A 15,937-nucleotide genomic window follows, 5' to 3' on the forward strand; every position below is an offset into this window, starting at 1 on the left:
CCGCTGCCCAGGGCCCTGTTGTTGCGAACGGCAACGCCGCCTTCCTTGAGGTCGGTGCCGCCGCTGTAGGTGTTCTCGCCGCTGAGGGTCAAGGTGCCGGCACCGGTCTTGGTCAAGCCGCCTGCTCCCGAGACGACGCCGGTGGATGTCAGGTCAGCATCGGTCTGGAGGCCACCCCCGGCGCTGTCGATGGTGATGTCACGCCCGGTCGTGAAAGCAGCAGTGTTCTGCAGGGTGCCGCCATTGAGGGCCAGCGAGCCTGCGGCATCCCCCAGGTTCTGGTTCGTGGCGACCGACAGCGTGCCCCCCGCAACGATGGTGCCACCTGTGTAGGTGTTGGTACCCGTGAGAGTCAGCCTGCCGGCGCCGGTCTTGGTCAGGGCACCGTCGCCGATGACGCTGCCGCTCGCGGTGAGGTCGGTATCGGCCTGCAGGGTGCCGCCATTCACGATGACCGTGGATGCACCCAGCGCGTTGTTGCTGGCCAGAGCCAGCGTGCCGTCGTTGATGGTGGTCACGCCGGTGTAGGTGTTGTCTCTGGCCAGGGTCAGTGTGCCGGTGCCGACCTTGGTCAGTCCTCCGCTTCCTGAGATGTAGCCTTGGTACAAGGTACTGCTGTTGTCGGCTCCGACCGTCAAGATTCCGGCACCCGAGTCACCGAGGGTCACGAAGCCATCGCCCGCCAGGCTGCCGAGGGTCTGGCTGTAGTTGTTCAGGTCCAGGGTGGCGCCGCCATCGAGTGTCACCGCGCTGGCCGCGCTGAAGGTGTTGGCGGCCCCGGCTTGCAAGGTACTACCTTGGCCGATGGTCGTCGCTCCGGTATAGGTGTTGGCACCGGTGAGGGTCACGATCGTCCCAAACCCGCTCTTGGTCACGGTGCCGCTGCCGCTGATGGCCTGTCTGACCGTACCGCTGCCGGTTCGCTGCTCGAGGATCAGTGCGCCATTGTTGATGATGCCGCTGCCGGCTCCTACGCCGGCAGCCTCGGTGGTGAGGGTGGCACCGGCATTGATCGTGGTCCTTCCGGTGTAGGTATTGGTACCGCGGTAGTTGACGGAGCCGCTGCCGGCGATGGCGACGTTGCCGTCGCCACCAAGGGCGCCCCACAGGGTGAGGCCAGCGCCGCTGTTGTGGATGGTGTTGGTGGCTCCGGTGCCCAGGTCGAGCGCGCCGTCGAGGCCGCCGTCTCCGATGCTGTTGGCGAGGGTGCCCCCCCTCAAGCTGACACTGGGCTGTATTCTTTGCCCCCCCAGATCGAGGGTGCCGCCGGCGTTCACGATGGCGGCATTGGTGCTGACGACCCCCAGCGCGGCCTCATTGCCCAACAGCAGGGTGCCTGCGTTGACCGTGGTCGTCCCGGTGTAGGTGTTGGTCCCCGTCAGCGTCAGCATGCCGGCGCCTGTCTTGGTGAGACCACCTGCCCCATCGATCGCGCCCTGATGGGTCATGGCCGTGCCTGCAAGCGTGTCGATGGTGCCGCCCAGCGCATCGAGCGTGGTGGCACGGTTCATGGTGAGATCGGCCGTGGTCTGCAACGTGCCGCCGTTGAAGGCAAGGCCGCCTGCGGTATTGCCCAGGTGGGCGTTGTCGGAGATGGAGACCACGCCACCATTGAAGGCCGTGCCGCCGGCATAGCTATTGGTGCCGGTGAGGATCAAGGTGCCGGCACCGGCTTTGATCACGTCGCCGCTGCCGGAGATCGCCCCGGTGAAGCTCATGGTGTCGGATCGGTTGAAGGCCAACGTCGCGTTGTTCAGCACATTGCCCGTCAGCGAGCCCGTGCTACCACCATTGCCGATCTGCAGCGTGCCGGCCGAAATCGTGGTGCCACCGCTGTAGGTGCTGGCGCCGGCGAGGGTCAGGGTCCCGGTGCCGGTCTTGGTCAGGCCGCCGCTTCCCGAGATCTGGCCGCTGAAGATGGTGTCGGCGTTGTTGCCCCCGTTCGTGAGCGAGCCGCCGGTCAAGGTGACAAGACCCGATCCTGCCAAGCTGCCCACGGTCTCGCTGAAGCCGCTCAGATCCAGGGTGGCGTTGGCGTTGACGGTGATCGCGCTGCCGTTGCCGAAAGCGCTGTTGGCACTGACGGCCCTCAAGATGCCTGCATTGACAATGGTCGCCCCGGTGTAGGTGTTGGCACCGGCGAGGGCCAAGACCCCGCTGCCGGTCTTGGTCAGGCCGCCGCTTCCCGAGATCTGACCACCGAAGAGCGTGGTGGTGTTGTTGCCCCCGCTCGTGAGGGTGCCGCTGCCCAGGGTGACGTTGCCCAGCCCCGCCAGGCTGCCCACGGTCTGGTCAAAGCCGTTCAGGTCCAGGGTAGCGTTGGCTTTCACGCCGACCGCGCTGCCGCTGCCGAAGACGTTGTTGGCGATGGCCCTCAAGGTGCCAGCGTTGACCGTGGTCGTCCCGGTGTAGGTGTTGGCGCCGGAGAGGGTCAAGGTGCCGGTGCCGGTCTTGGTCAGACCGCCCGCTCCCGAGATGACGCCAGTGGAAGTCAGATCGGCATCAGTCTGGAAGCCACCTCCAGCACTGCCGATGGTGATGTCGCGCCCCATCGTGACGGCCGCCGTGGTCCGCAACCTGCCGCCATCGAGGGTCAGCACGCCCGAGGTAGCGCCCAGGTTCTGATCCGCGGAGACCGACAGCGTGCCTCCCGTGACAGTGGTACCGCCGCTGTAGGTGTTGGCGCCAGAGAGGGTCAAAGTGCCGTCGCCGATCTTGGTCAGCGATCCCGCTCCGCTGACGGCGCCGGCGTAGGTGGCCGACACCGCGCTGTTGGCGTTGCCGCTGCCTTGATCGAAGACCACGCCGGGGTTGCTGGTGGGCGACGCGGGCGCAAAGCTGATGTTGCCGGCGAAGGTGTTGGCATCGCCTTGCAGGGTGCCGTCGGCAATCGACCAGTTCTGGCCGCCGTTGGCCGCTCCACTATTGCTGACCACGTTGCCGGTGAAGCTGTAGCCGGACTGCAGGGTGAGCCTGTTGTTGCCGCCGGTCAGGTCGACGGCGTTCGCGCGCGTCGTGCCGATGCTGTCCAGGCCACCGCCGATGCTGCCGGCATTGGTGATGCTGGCGTTGCCGGTCGCCATGACACCGGCGCCTCCGGCGCCAGGGCTCCCTGATCCACCACCAGGCAAACCACCCGCGCCGCCTTGAATGGTGCCCGTGTTCAGCACAGCCCCCCCGCCAATAAGCACGACACCGATGCCCCCGGAGCCCCGCATCGGCGGTGGCGGTGGCAGTGGCGGTGGCGGCGGCGGCAGTGGCGGTCCCGATACCCCTGGCGATGCCGTTGGCGGTGGTGGCGGCGGCGTCGTCGACGTCCCGCTGCCGCTGCCGCTGCCGGGGGAAGGTTGGAAAGGCGGCGGCGGCGGCTCAGGCAAATCACCCCCGCCCACGCCGCCTTGAATGGTGCCTGCGTTCTGCACAGTGCCACTCCCGACAAGCAGGACCCCCATGCCGCCATCACCGCCGTTACCGCCGTCACCGCCATCACCGCCACGCATGAACCCGGTGTTCGTGAAGCTGACCTGACCACCAAGCAACGCTCCGCCACCGCCAGCGCCGCCGCCACCAAGGCCGCCGGAGTTGAGCACCGCGCCTCTGCCATCACCGCCGTGACCTCCGTTGATCTGCGACGAGTTGCTTGCAGGGCCATCACCCGAGAAGACCAAGCCAAAGCCGCCACCACCACCGCCACCGCCGCCACCACCTCCTCCCAACGCGCCAGTGGTGCCATCCTCGCCGCTCAGCAAGCCGGTGTTGTTCCTTTGAGTGGTGCTCCCAACGCTCCCACCACTACCGCCTGTGCCGCCTGCGCCGTCCGCGCCACCCTTGCCGCCGCTGCCGCCAACCCCTGAGGACAAACTGACACCACCACCACCACCGCCACCACCATCACCCGCCGATCCATCTGGAGTGGCAGAAGTACCACCGGCGCCCCCCACGCCAGTGCCGTCGACCGAGTTGCGACCGCGCCCCCCATCAAGGCTCACAGACTGAGCATGCGCTGCGGAAGTGATGGCGGCATTCAGCGCAAGCAGGCCGACGCCGCCGATCACTGCACTCGTGTTGGACAGGATCAATATCCGGCCTCCCACGGCGGCCGTCACCGCACAAGCTCTGGCGATGCGTGAAACGCTGCCGCCAGGCTTGCCCCGCGCAGAGGCATTCTCAGGAGCGGCCACCCAGGCACCCAGCGAGGGGTTCCAAAGGCTGCGATGCGTTCTGTTCATGAAAAGGCCTCGGGTCGTCCAGTGGCCAACGCGCGCGGCGGGCAATGCCGCCGCCTGCGAAATGACCATGACCCGCACACAAATGCACGCCGGAAGCTCGGGCCGCAGCTCTTGAAACCCAGGGGGTTTGGCGACCGGGGAATGCTATGAATCCCTGCCGTCGCAGTCAGATTTGCGCGACAAAATGCGAGATTCCATGACCCTCCAGCACGCCCATCCGAAGACCGGCATGCCCAGAAGGATCGCGGCGCGACGCCCGCTAAACAGGCCTTGCCAGGCGCGTGCGCAACGCTCTCACCGCGCTGTCGACCGTGGTCAGCACCGGCAGCCCCGAGGCCGCCTCGCAGGCCGCACGGGCGCGCGCCATGCTGAACTGGGCCAACGCAATGCGCGTGCAGCCCTTGTCGCGCAGAACGCGAGCTTGCGCCGCGATGCGCTCGTCATGTGCGTGTGTGTCGCCTGCATTGAGCGCGTCGAGCGCGCCTTCGGCCAGCGCGAGTTCGAGCTCGGCACCCGCCGGGAACTCCGGCGGCATGGATTGCAGCGTGGGCCCGAAGGTCGCGATCAGCCCGAGCTTGCCGGCACCGGCCGCGGCCTCCGCGATCATGGCCTCGTTGGGCTTGAGCACCGGCATGCCCGCATGCTGCCGCGCCACCGCCTCGATGCAGGGCCCGAAGGCCGAGCAGGTGAAGAGAATGCCCTGCGCCCCCGTATCCACCGCGTACTGCGCCAGCCGCTGGAAGCGCTCGTGCATCGCCGCGTCCAGCCCCCGCCCTTCGCGCGCCAGGTCGGCCGAGAGGCTGTCGTCGAGCAGGTTCATCCGCAGCGCCTCGGGCCAGTCGCGCTCGAAGGCGGCGTTGATCGGAGCCACCGAATGGGCGAGCGCGTGGATCAGGGCGATGCGGGTCATGGGCGAAGCTCCGGCTCAGATGCCCTTCGACGAAGGATTGGCAAAGGCATCCTTCGTCTCGGCATTGAGCGGATAGTTGATGTTGATGTTCTTGGGCGGGATCGGCGACATGAACCACTGGTTGTAGCGCTTCTCCAACTCGCCCGACTTCATCATGCCACCGACCACGCGGTCGACCAGCGCCTTGAACTGCGGGTCGTCCTTGCGGAACATCAGCGACTGGTTCTCCGTACGCAAGCTCTCGCCGGTGATGATGAAGTCCTTCGGGTTGCGGGCATTGGCGAGCTGGCCGGCCAGCAGGATGTCGTCGAGCACGAAGGCGTGCGCGCGGCCGCTCTCCACCAGCAGGAAGGAGTCGGTGTGGTCCTTGCCCGCCAGGCTGTTGCTCGCGAGCCGTGCCGGCCAGGCGGTGATCCAGCGCATCGACGGGGCCGAAGCGCAGCTCTTCGAATCGGGCGCCTACCTTCAGGCACCACGGATGCGCGAATCGCCGCCATCGGCTTCGATCGGTCGAAGGCCCGGCAAAAACGGGATCTGAACAACCTCGGGGCGGACGGAGCAAGCGCTGCTCCACCCCTCAACACCTGCTCCACTTCGACACAGCGCAACCGTCCGCCGGCTCGCACGCCGGCTCGCCGCCGAATCTGGACATTCCTTTACGCGACAACGACTTGCACTCACCGCAAGCGCAGTGGCACGCGTTGGCCCGTCGATTGCGAAGTCATCCATGGACCCTTCCCTCAACTTCACAGGAGATGACTTCATGGACATGGCCGAAATGCGCAACCTGGGCATTGCGAACCCCTTCAAGAAGCAGTACGGCAACTACATCGGTGGCCAATGGGTGGCACCGATCGACGGGCAGTACTTCGACAATCTGACGCCCGTCACCGGCCAGCCATTCACCAGCATCCCACGCTCGAATGCCAAGGACATCGAAGCCGCGCTCGATGCCGCGCACAAGGCCAGGGCCGCATGGGGCCGCACATCCACCACCGAGCGCGCCAACATCCTGCTCAAGATTGCCGACCGCATGGAGCAGAACCTGCAGACGCTGGCCGTGGCCGAAACGCTCGACAACGGCAAGCCGCTGCGGGAAACGATGGCCGCCGACATGCCGCTGGCGATCGACCACTTCCGCTACTTCGCATCCTGCATCCGCGCCCAGGAAGGCGGCATCAGCGAGATCGACAGCGAAACCTACGCCTACCACTTCCACGAGCCGCTGGGTGTCGTCGGCCAGATCATCCCGTGGAACTTCCCGGTCCTGATGGCCGTGTGGAAGCTGGCCCCGGCGCTCGCCGCGGGCAACTGCGTGGTCCTCAAGCCCGCCGAGCAGACGCCTGCATCGATCCTGGTCCTGCTGGAGATCATTGGCGACCTGTTGCCGCCAGGTGTGCTGAACGTGGTCAACGGCTTCGGCCTCGAGGCCGGCAAGCCGCTGGCCTCGAGTCCTCGCATTGCGAAGATTGCCTTCACCGGCGAGACCACCACGGGCCGGTTGATCTCGCAGTACGCGAGCCAGAACCTCATTCCCGTCACGCTGGAGCTGGGCGGCAAGTCGCCCAACATCTTCTTCGAGGACGTGCTCTCGGCCGACGATGCCTTCTTCGACAAGGCACTCGAAGGCTTCGCGATGTTCGCGCTCAACCAGGGCGAGGTCTGCACGTGCCCCAGCCGCGCTCTGATCCAGGAATCGATCTACGACCGCTTCATGGAGCGCGCGCTCCAGCGCGTCGAAGCCATCACGCAGGGCCATCCGCTGGATACCGGCACCATGCTCGGCGCGCAGGCCTCGCAGGAGCAGATGGAAAAGATCCTCTCGTACATCGACCTCGGCAAGCAGGAAGGCGCGCAGTGCCTGACCGGCGGCGAGCGCAACGTCAGGGCAGGTGAACTGGCCGCCGGCTACTACATCAAGCCGACCGTGTTCAAGGGCCACAACAAGATGCGCATCTTCCAGGAAGAGATCTTTGGGCCCGTGCTGTCGGTGACCACGTTCAAGACCGAGGAAGAAGCGCTCGAGATCGCCAACGACACCCTGTACGGGCTCGGTGCCGGTGTCTGGAGCCGCGACGGCGCGCGCGCATTCCGCATGGGCCGCGGCATCCAGGCCGGCCGTGTGTGGACCAACTGCTACCACCAGTACCCGGCCCATGCCGCATTCGGTGGCTACAAGCAATCGGGCATCGGCCGCGAGAACCACAAGATGATGCTCGACCACTACCAGCAGACCAAGAATCTGCTCGTGAGCTACAGCCCGAACAAGCTGGGCTTCTTCTGAGCGATCCCGCCATGTCGTCCGACGCACGAACGGTTGCCGCCGATCCACCGGTGGTGGCCCGTGTGTCCGCGACTCCGGCCGCGCAGGCGCTCATCGAGCGCTTGCGCGCGGAGCACGGCCCGTTGATGTTCCACCAGTCCGGGGGCTGCTGCGACGGCAGCGCGCCGATGTGCTTCGCGCTGGGCGAGTTCATCACGGGCGACGCCGACGTCTGCCTCGGCGAGATCGCCGGCACACCCTTCTACATGAGCCGGTCGCAGTTCGCGTACTGGGAGCACACGCACCTGATCATCGATGCGGTGCCGGGCAACGGCGGGATGTTCTCCCTGGAGCGTCCGACCGGGCTGCGCTTCATGACGCGGTCCCGGCTGTACGAAGACGCCGAGTGGCAAGCGCTCGAAGCGCAGGGCCGGCCGTAGCCGGCCTCGCGTCGTCAGGGCGCCATCCACGTCACGTTGGCGCTTTCGAAGCTCGCGCGCAGGCGCCCGCTGCTGGCCAGGTCGTCGACGGCCGCCTGCAGCGCCTGGGCGAGATCGGTCGCATCCTTCTTCACCGCCATTCCCACCGCCCAGCCGTTGCGCCGGACGCGTGGCGATGGCAGGGGCGCGATGGCGAAGCGCGCATCGCCGTGCAGCACCGATTCCAGCTCCGAAGCCAGACCGGCGGCGGCGGACACCTCGCCGCGCTGAAGCGCGCGCGCGGCTTCGGCTCCATCCTTCCACTGCGTGTCGAGCTGGTTGCGATACGCGCCGCCGTCGGCCCCGATCAGCAACCATCCCGCCAAGGTCTGCCCCGGCACCGCCACCTTGGCCCCCTTGGCATCTGCCAGCGCCGACAGGCTGTCAAGCGGCGGCAGACGATCGACCTGCCGAGCCAGCATCACGCGCTCGCGGAAGTAGGGCGCGAAGATGTTGGCCTGCGGCGTGTCGTCGATGAGCGGTTTGTCGACCGGCACGTGCAGCAGGACGTCCGCCGGCCCGAAGCCCAGGTAGTGGCCGCGCCACACCATGTTGCGCAAGTCGTCGGCCATGTTCTCATCGGCCTGGAAGGGCAGCATCGACAGCTTCACGCCGAGCCGTTCCGCCAGCGCCTGCGCGATATCGACGTCGATGCCCTTGCCGGCGACGTGGAAGGGCGGCATGTCCTTGTAGACCGCCACCGTCAGCGTGCCCCGCTCACGGATGCGGTCCAGCGGCCCGGCCGCCGATGCCAGTGACGCCGCGGCAAGTGCCGTTGCGCCCAGACCGCGCAGGAAGGCCCGGCGCGACGGCGCTGCGACGTGCATCGGCACGTGGCTACATGGGCTTGTCACGGCGGGTCTCGAGGTAGGCCTTGATCGACCAGATCGCTTCCTGGCTCATCATGCCCTCGAAGGGGGGCATGTACACGGCCCCGTTTCGCGTGCGGCCGTGCCGCACCGTCCCGAGGTAGTAGTCGTCCATCTCCTTGATGCATGCGGCCTTCTTCGCGGCATCCTTCAGCGCGGCGCAGTCGTTGTCGATCTTGCGCAGGTCCGGCGCGATGCCGCCGGAGATGGCTTCGATGCCGTGGCAGCGCGCGCAGTTCTGGTTGTAGGCGGAGGTGCCGATCTTGATCGCCGCGGCGTTGCCGCGGTAGGGGTTTTCCGCACGCCAGTCCTTGCCCAGCTCCGGCAGGCCCTTGGTGTCCACGGCCTGCGGCGTCACGTCGCCGTGCGCCCAGGCCACGGCGCCTGCCGTCACCCACAGGGCGGCGGCGAGCAGAACACCGGCCCTGCGGGCAGTTCTGCACGGCCAGGCTCTGGTGGTGGCCTTGTCGGCGCACCGCTCTGCCCGCGTATCGAAAATCGTCATGTCAGGTCTCCGTCAGTGAAAGTGGGAACATGAGCGAATCCGCAAACGCCGTGCCACGCGGGAGGTGTTGCAGGCAGGAACACAAATTGCGTGGGTTGTTCCGCTTTTGTGGCATCCTGGAAGGCCACAGGATGGGGTGTCACGGCGAGGAGCGGCGCGGACTGTGCCGAAATGGAACACGCGGCCTGACGAGAGCCTTGAACACGATCGAGACAAACCTGCTCCGGTAGAAGCAGAGGAGACTAGACAATGGTTGCACCCCATCGCCCCCTGGCGACTGCCCGGACCTGGACCGTTCCCGCGGCCCTGCCTTGCGCGACACAACCGGCACGTACCGAACTGATCGAGCAATGGCATCAACGCTGCTCCGCGCTGGGCCTGACCCGCGCCGAACGCGTCGACTTCGATCCCCTGCTGCGCAGCGACCTCACCGTGGCCCGCGAACGCAACCAACGCCTGTTCACCCACGCCGCGCCGGTGATGGAGATGCTGTTCGAACAGATCGTCGACACCGAGAGCATGATCGTGCTGGCCGACGTGGCAGGGACCATCCTTCACTCGGTGGGCGACGACAGGTTCCTGCAGCGCGCCGACAAGGTGGCCCTGGCGCCGGGCGTGAACTGGGCCGAGCATTCCAGGGGCACCAACGCCATCGGCACGACGCTGTTCGAGGAGGCGCCCACCGTCGTTCATGGCGACGAGCATTTCATCCACGCCAACAGCTTCCTCACCTGCTCCGCAGCACCCATCTTCGACCCGCGCGGCAACATGCTGGGTGTGCTCGACGTCACCGGCGACCAGCGTTCGTATCACCAGCACACCATGGGGCTGGTGCGCATGTCGGCACGCATGATCGAGAACCAGTGGCTGTCGGACGACTACGGCAACCGCCTGCGCCTGCATTTCCACACCCGCGCGGAATTCATCGGCACCCTGCTCGAGGGGATCATCGTGGTCGGTGCCGATGGCAAGGTGCTCGGGGCCAACCGCAGCGCCCTCGACCAACTGGGCCTCAGCAGTGCGGCGCTGCGGATGTACAGCCTGACCAGCCTGTTCGGCATCACGGTGTCGGCCGTGTTCGATCACTTCCGTGCCCCGCTGCCGATGCCGATGACGCTGAGCCTCTCCAGCGGCCGGCAGTTCCATGTCAATGCGCGTTTCAACGGGCCGCAGCGCTCCATGGTGCTGGACGCGCATGGCTCCGAGGCCGCCACGGACGTGATCGTCAACGACCGGCCAGCCCGCAAGCCCTCCGAGGCGCTGGCCGGCGACACGGCGCATTCCGCACAAGGCACGCTGTTCTCCGGTCTGCACTACCTCAACACCGGCGACCCGCAGATCGGCGCGCTCGTGCAGAAGGTGCAGCGCGTTCTCAACCGCGACATTCCGCTGCTGATCCTCGGCGAAACAGGCACCGGCAAGGAACTGCTCGCGCGCGCCGTTCACCAGGACTCCAACCGGGCCAAACAGCCTTTCGTGGCGGTCAATTGCGCATCGATCCCCGAATCCTTGATCGAGGCCGAGCTTTTCGGCTACGAGGACGGCGCGTTCACCGGCGCGCGGCGCAAGGGCGCGGTCGGGCGCATCGTGCAGGCCAACGGCGGCACGCTGTTCCTCGACGAGATCGGCGACATGCCGCTGGCCCTGCAGGCACGGCTGCTGCGCGTGCTGCAGGAGCGCAACGTGACGCCGCTCGGCAGCCTCAAGTCGATTCCGGTGGACATCGCCGTGATCGGCGCCACGCACCGCAAGCTGCGCGAAATGATCGAGGCCGGATCGTTCCGCGAGGACCTGTACTACCGGCTCAACGGCCTCGTGGTCAAGCTGCCGGCACTGCGCGATCGCCGCGACCTGGACGTCGTGGCGCGGCGCATCCTGCTGTCCGAATGCCCGCACGCGACGCCAGAGATCAGCGCCTCGGTGATGGCGCTGTTCAAGACCTACGCATGGCCCGGCAATGTGCGCCAGCTCGCGAACGTGCTGCGCACGGCGGTCGTGATGGCCGCGGGCGAGGCGCAGATCGAGGAACACCATCTGTCGGATGACTTCCTGGAGGACGCCCGAGACGGGCGACCGATGGCGGTTGCGGCCGCGCCGGCATCCGACCCTCTGCCTCCTGGACGCGTGGAATGGCCCGGCGACGGGCTCGCGGGCGCCTGCTCGGCACCGCACGACCTGGCCGTCGATCGTGCCGGCGCCTCGGCGACCCCGCCAGCGGGGGCCGAATGCACCGCCGCGCCACGAACGCTGGGCGAAGCCGAGATCGACCTGATCCGGAACACGCTCAGCGCCGCCAACGGGAACATCTCGGAGGCATCGAAGCGGCTCGGGATCAGCCGCAACACGATCTATCGCAAGCTCAAGTGGGGGAAGGAGTCCTAGGGAAATTCCCCTGTGCCAGCGTCGCACGGCGCTGTCACGCAATGGAGCAGTGGAGCACGTCGCGCCGTGCCGCGAGTCGCCTGAGCGCTCCCCGTCGACCCTCATAGCCCCTCGCATCAGGGCAATCCCGAGTCTTTTTGCAACCGCCGCGCCGCCTCGCCGCAGGCACGCGATTTGCGGAATGTGTGGGGCCAGCCGGGCAATCCCGTCCGGACTGTGTTTGCCCCAAGGAGACTCCATGCAATGGTCGCAACCCGCGTTTGAAGACATGCGCTTCGGCTTCGAAATCACGATGTACATCGCGAGCCGCTGAGCAAGCAGCTGGCGGCAGCGCGGCTTTCGTCGCGCTGTCGCTGATCTCCCCATCGACCTCGCAGGTCCATCCCATGAAAATTCTCGTGCTCGGCTCCGGTGCCGGCGGCGGCTTCCCGCAGTGGAACTGCAACTGCCGGCTGTGCGCCGGCCATCGCATCGGTGCTTTCACGGCGCATGCGCGCACGCAAAGCTCGATCGCGGTGTCGGCCGACGGCGAGTCATGGGTGCTGCTCAACGCATCGCCGGACATCGGACAGCAGATCCGGGATCACGCCCAGCTGCATCCCCGCCACGGCCTGCGCAGCACGCCCATCAAGGCCGTCGTCCTGATGGATGCGCAGATCGACCACGTCACCGGCTTGCTCGGCATGCGCGAGGGGCCGTGCATCGACGTCTACGCGACGCCCTGCGTGTTCGAGGATCTGACCACCGTGTTCCCGGTCCTGAGCGTGCTCGAGCACTATTGCGGCACGCGCTGGCACATGCTTCCGATCGCTGGAACGCAGACCAGCGCCGCCTTCGTCGTCGACGGCATTCCGTCGCTGCGCTTCAAGGCCATGGCCATTCCAGGCAAGGCGCCACCCTATTCGCCGCACCGCCAGGAGCAGGCGGTCGGCGACAACATCGCCCTGCTCGTCGAGGATTCGGCCGACGGCCGCAGGCTGTTCTACTCCCCCGGCCTCGCGGAGGTCGGCAAGAATGAACTGCAGTGGATGAGCGATGCCGATTGCCTGCTCGTCGACGGCACGTTCTGGGCCGAAGAGGAAATGCGGCATGCGGGCCTGAGCGGGAAGACCGCCAGCGAAATGGGCCACCTGCCGCAGATCGGCAACGAGGGACGCATCGGCATGCTCGACGTCATGCTGGCGACCCCGGCCCGGCGCAAGGTGCTGATCCACATCAACAACAGCAACCCGATCCTGGACGAGTCGAGCGAGCAACGCCGCCTGCTCGATGGCCATGGCATCGAGGTCGCATACGACGGCATGGAGATCACGCTGTGAACGTCGAGTTCGCCCCTCCTGAAACCTGCGCGGCCTCGCTCGAGGCGGCACGCGACAAGCTGCAGCGCCTCTGGGCATTCGACGAGTTCGAAGCCCGCCTGCGCGCCTGCGAGTCGCGCTACCACATTCACCACCACTTCAATGTGCGGCTCAACCGCGGCGAACTGCAGCCCTTCCAGGTGCGCGCCTGGGTGGCCAACCGCTTCTACTACCAGGTCAACATCCCGCGCAAGGACGCCGCGATCCTGTCCAACTGCCCGGATCGCGAGCAGCGGCGACGCTGGGTCCTGCGCATCCTCGACCATGACGGCCGCGATGCCTATGACGGCGACGAGGCCGGCGGCATCGAGGCGTGGAGCCGGCTCGCGCAGGCCGTCGGGCTCGATCCGGACGACCTGCGCACGCATCGCCACGTGCAGCCCGGCGTGCGCTTCGCCGTCGATGCCTACGTGAACTTCGCACGCCAGCGCCCGTGGGAAGAAGCCGCCATCTCGTCGTTGACCGAAATGTTCGCGCCGAAGATCCATGCCGACCGCCTGGCCGCATGGCCGACGCTCTACCCCTGGATCGCGGCGGACGGGTTGGCCTACTTCCGCAGTCGCATCCCGCTCGCCACGCGCGACGTCGAGCACGGACTGGAAGTGGCCCGCACGTGGTGCACCACGCGCGCACGGCAGGAGCGTGCGATCGCCATCCTGCATTTCAAGCTCGACATCCTCTGGTCGATGCTGGACGCCATCGAGCGCGGCTTTCCCGACGACATGCCCGAGGCGCAACGGCCATGATCGCGCCCGACGCACGGTTGCGCATGTCGGCGCTCTTCAGGATGCAGTTCGAGCCTGCGCAGGACAGCTGGGTGCTGCTGTATCCGGAAGGCATGGTGCGGCTCAACACGCCGGCGGCCGAGATCCTGCGGCGCTGCGATGGCCGGCGCACCGTGCACGAGATCGTTGCCGAACTGGAGCAAGAGTTCGCCCAGTCGCCCCTGCACGACGACGTGGTCGTCTTCCTCGGCCAGGCGCTCGAGCGCGGCTGGCTGCAATAGGGTCGACGTGGCACAGACTATCGGACGCGGCGCAGTGCGGCCACCGTTCTGGCTGCTGGCGGAGCTCACGTACCGTTGTCCGCTGCACTGCGTGTTCTGCTCGAACCCGGTCGACTATGCGCACCATGGGAGCGAGCTCGACACCGACACCTGGAAGCGCATCCTCGCCGAGGCGCGGGCGATGGGTGCCGTGCAGCTCGGCTTCTCGGGCGGAGAGCCCCTGCTGCGCGACGATCTGGCGGAACTCGTCGCGCATGCGAGCCGCCTGGGCTTCTACACCAACCTCATCACCTCCGGCGTCGGCCTCACGGCCCCGCGCGCCCGGGAACTGAAGGCCGCCGGCCTCGACCACATCCAACTGTCTTTTCAGGATTCGACGCGCGAGCTGAACGACTTCATCAGCTCGACGAAGACTTTCGAGCTCAAGTCGAGGGTCGCGCGCATCATCAAGGAAGAGGGTTACCCGATGGTCCTGAACTGCGTGATGCACCGCTTCAACCTGCAGCACGTGGACCGCATCATCGACATGGCCGAGCGCATGGGCGCCGACTACCTCGAGCTCGCCAACACGCAGTACTACGGCTGGGCCTGGCTCAACCGCGCAGCCCTCATGCCCACTGTGGACGAGCTGCGCGCTGCCGAGGCCATCGTCGACGCCCACCGCCAGCGGCTGGGCGGCCGCATGAAGGTGCTGTGGGTCTCGCCCGACTATGCCGATGCCAAACCCAAGCCCTGCATGGCAGGCTGGGGCGCCGTCTTCATGGTGGTGGCGCCCGACGGCGTCGCCATGCCGTGCCACAGCGCCCGCATGCTGCCCGGCCCGCCGCTGCCGGACCTGCAGGCCGTGTCGGTCAGCGATGCGTGGTTCGGCAGCGAGGCGTTCAACCGCTATCGGGGACAGGCCTGGATGACGTCCGCCTGCAGCGACTGCGACGAGCGGAACCACGACTTCGGCGGCTGCCGCTGCCAGGCCTTCCTCGTCACGGGCGACGCGGCAGCGACCGATCCGGTGTGTCCGAAGAGCGAGCACCGCGGCCTGGTCGACGACATGCTGAGCGCGACCGCGAGCCAGCGCGCGGCACGGAACGCTGCGCAGGAGCAGCCGCTGCGCTTCGTGCCCGGCGCACGCCGCGCCGCGGGGCTGATCTACCGCAGCGACGAGAACTCCGTCGCCTGCGGCCCGCGCACCGCCGAGGGCCTCGCCGCATGCTGAAGATCCACGGCCTCACGCAACGCTACGGTGCGCGGGTCGCGCTCGATGCGCTGAGCCTGTCGATCGCGCGCGGCGGCTTCGTGGTGCTGCTGGGACCGAACGGCGCCGGCAAGTCCACCCTCTTCCAGGTGCTGACCGGCCTGTTCGCAGCCGATGAAGGCGATGTGGAAGTCGCGGGGCTCTCGATGCGCACGCAGGCCCGTCATGCGCTGGCGCACATCGGCGTGGTGTTCCAGCAGCAGTCGCTCGACCTGGACCTGAGCGTGGCGCGCAACCTGCAGTTCCATGCCGACCTCCAGGGCCTGCCGGCCCATGAGTCGCGGGAGCGGATCGCCTTCGAGATGGCTCGCTTCGGCCTGCTGGCGGACATGCGGCGCAGCGTGCGCGAGCTGTCAGGCGGCAACCGCCGCAAGGTCGAACTGGTGCGCGCGCTGCTGCACCGGCCGCAGCTGCTGCTGATGGACGAGGCCACGGCCGGGCTGGACCCGAAGTCGCGCCGCGACCTCATCGACGGCTTGCGCGACGAGGTGCGGGAGCGCCACGTCACGGTGCTCTGGGCCACGCACCTGGTGTCCGAGGCCGAGCAGGCCGACCGCGTACTCGTGCTGCACCGCGGGCAGCTTCTGGCCGATGGATCGCCGGCCGACGTCGCCGCAGCGCTCGGCGGCGCGACGCTCGAAGCCGCGTTCCTGAACGCCACGCGGTAGCCGATCGCAAACAACG

Annotated in this window: 15 protein-coding genes and 2 pseudogenes; 11 read left to right on the top strand and 6 right to left on the bottom strand. The window is 67.4% G+C overall.

Annotated features, from left to right (window positions below; translation table 11 throughout):
- Positions 1–3,083, bottom strand: a 3,083-nt coding sequence (locus tag A8M77_RS36520) for a beta strand repeat-containing protein (RefSeq protein ID WP_238137038.1), incomplete at its 3' end; no start/stop codon positions are given.
- A 115-nt stretch (positions 3,084–3,198) separates the two neighbouring features.
- On the opposite strand from A8M77_RS36520, the gene A8M77_RS37040 reads away from it, so the two are divergent.
- Positions 3,199–3,402 carry a hypothetical protein gene (locus A8M77_RS37040; RefSeq protein ID WP_238137039.1) on the top strand — a complete coding sequence of 68 codons (204 nt, stop codon included), beginning with the start codon at positions 3,199–3,201 and terminating at the stop codon, positions 3,400–3,402.
- A complete protein-coding gene (locus tag A8M77_RS37320; RefSeq protein WP_272947463.1) occupies positions 3,399–3,854 on the top strand; it encodes a hypothetical protein in 456 nt (151 codons plus the stop codon). Before A8M77_RS37040 ends, A8M77_RS37320 begins: the two co-directional genes overlap by 4 nt.
- 255 nt (positions 3,855–4,109) lie before the next feature.
- Here the strand turns inward: A8M77_RS37320 and A8M77_RS37530 are convergent.
- The 3 genes and pseudogenes from A8M77_RS37530 to A8M77_RS31240 form a co-directional block, all read right to left on the bottom strand.
- Positions 4,110–4,298, bottom strand: a pseudogene (locus A8M77_RS37530) (ESPR domain-containing protein); the annotation flags it as partial.
- A 190-nt stretch (positions 4,299–4,488) separates the two neighbouring features.
- Positions 4,489–5,139, bottom strand: a complete 651-nt coding sequence (locus A8M77_RS31235) for an aspartate/glutamate racemase family protein (protein ID WP_086925363.1) — start codon at positions 5,137–5,139, stop codon at positions 4,489–4,491.
- Positions 5,140–5,154: 15 nt separating this feature from the next.
- Positions 5,155–5,532 (bottom strand): annotated as a pseudogene (locus A8M77_RS31240) (transporter substrate-binding domain-containing protein); the annotation flags it as partial.
- A gap of 370 nt (positions 5,533–5,902) precedes the next feature.
- Here A8M77_RS31240 and adh point away from each other — a divergent pair.
- Together adh and A8M77_RS31250 are read left to right on the top strand one after the other, a co-directional pair.
- Positions 5,903–7,423 carry an aldehyde dehydrogenase gene (adh, locus tag A8M77_RS31245; protein WP_086925364.1) on the top strand — a complete coding sequence of 507 codons (1,521 nt, stop codon included), beginning with the start codon at positions 5,903–5,905 and terminating at the stop codon, positions 7,421–7,423.
- A gap of 11 nt (positions 7,424–7,434) precedes the next feature.
- Positions 7,435–7,842, top strand: a complete 408-nt coding sequence (locus A8M77_RS31250) for a DUF779 domain-containing protein (RefSeq protein ID WP_086925365.1) — start codon at positions 7,435–7,437, stop codon at positions 7,840–7,842.
- A gap of 14 nt (positions 7,843–7,856) precedes the next feature.
- Here A8M77_RS31250 and A8M77_RS31255 read toward each other — a convergent pair whose 3' ends face one another.
- Complete coding sequence (locus A8M77_RS31255; RefSeq protein ID WP_238137040.1) at positions 7,857–8,735, bottom strand: substrate-binding periplasmic protein; 879 nt, start codon at positions 8,733–8,735, stop codon at positions 7,857–7,859.
- A complete protein-coding gene (gene pedF, locus A8M77_RS31260) occupies positions 8,719–9,255 on the bottom strand; it encodes a cytochrome c-550 PedF (protein ID WP_086925367.1) in 537 nt (178 codons plus the stop codon). Before pedF ends, A8M77_RS31255 begins: the two co-directional genes overlap by 17 nt.
- 249 nt (positions 9,256–9,504) lie before the next feature.
- Between pedF and A8M77_RS31265 the strand changes: the two genes are divergently transcribed.
- The 7 genes from A8M77_RS31265 (at position 9,505) to A8M77_RS31295 (ending at position 15,921) form a co-directional block, all read left to right on the top strand.
- Positions 9,505–11,637 (top strand): sigma-54-dependent Fis family transcriptional regulator, encoded by a 2,133-nt coding sequence (locus A8M77_RS31265; RefSeq protein ID WP_086925368.1) that lies wholly within the window; start codon positions 9,505–9,507, stop codon positions 11,635–11,637.
- A gap of 238 nt (positions 11,638–11,875) precedes the next feature.
- Positions 11,876–11,950, top strand: coding sequence for a pyrroloquinoline quinone precursor peptide PqqA (gene pqqA, locus A8M77_RS37535; RefSeq protein WP_143684781.1), 75 nt, complete (start codon positions 11,876–11,878; stop codon positions 11,948–11,950).
- Positions 11,951–12,023: 73 nt separating this feature from the next.
- Positions 12,024–12,956, top strand: coding sequence for a pyrroloquinoline quinone biosynthesis protein PqqB (gene pqqB / locus A8M77_RS31275; RefSeq protein ID WP_086925370.1), 933 nt, complete (start codon positions 12,024–12,026; stop codon positions 12,954–12,956).
- 59 nt (positions 12,957–13,015) lie between these two features.
- Complete coding sequence (pqqC, locus tag A8M77_RS31280; protein WP_086925382.1) at positions 13,016–13,741, top strand: pyrroloquinoline-quinone synthase PqqC; 726 nt, start codon at positions 13,016–13,018, stop codon at positions 13,739–13,741.
- Positions 13,738–14,001 (top strand): pyrroloquinoline quinone biosynthesis peptide chaperone PqqD, encoded by a 264-nt coding sequence (gene pqqD / locus A8M77_RS31285; protein ID WP_086925371.1) that lies wholly within the window; start codon positions 13,738–13,740, stop codon positions 13,999–14,001. The genes pqqC and pqqD overlap by 4 nt, the downstream gene beginning before the upstream one ends.
- Before the next feature lie 7 nt (positions 14,002–14,008).
- Positions 14,009–15,214, top strand: coding sequence for a pyrroloquinoline quinone biosynthesis protein PqqE (pqqE, locus tag A8M77_RS31290; protein WP_086925372.1), 1,206 nt, complete (start codon positions 14,009–14,011; stop codon positions 15,212–15,214).
- Positions 15,208–15,921 (top strand): ABC transporter ATP-binding protein, encoded by a 714-nt coding sequence (locus A8M77_RS31295; protein WP_086925373.1) that lies wholly within the window; start codon positions 15,208–15,210, stop codon positions 15,919–15,921. The genes pqqE and A8M77_RS31295 overlap by 7 nt, the downstream gene beginning before the upstream one ends.
- Positions 15,922–15,937 lie beyond the last annotated feature (16 nt).

This window comes from Variovorax sp. JS1663, assembly GCF_002157355.1.
Lineage (GTDB): Bacteria > Pseudomonadota > Gammaproteobacteria > Burkholderiales > Burkholderiaceae_C > Variovorax.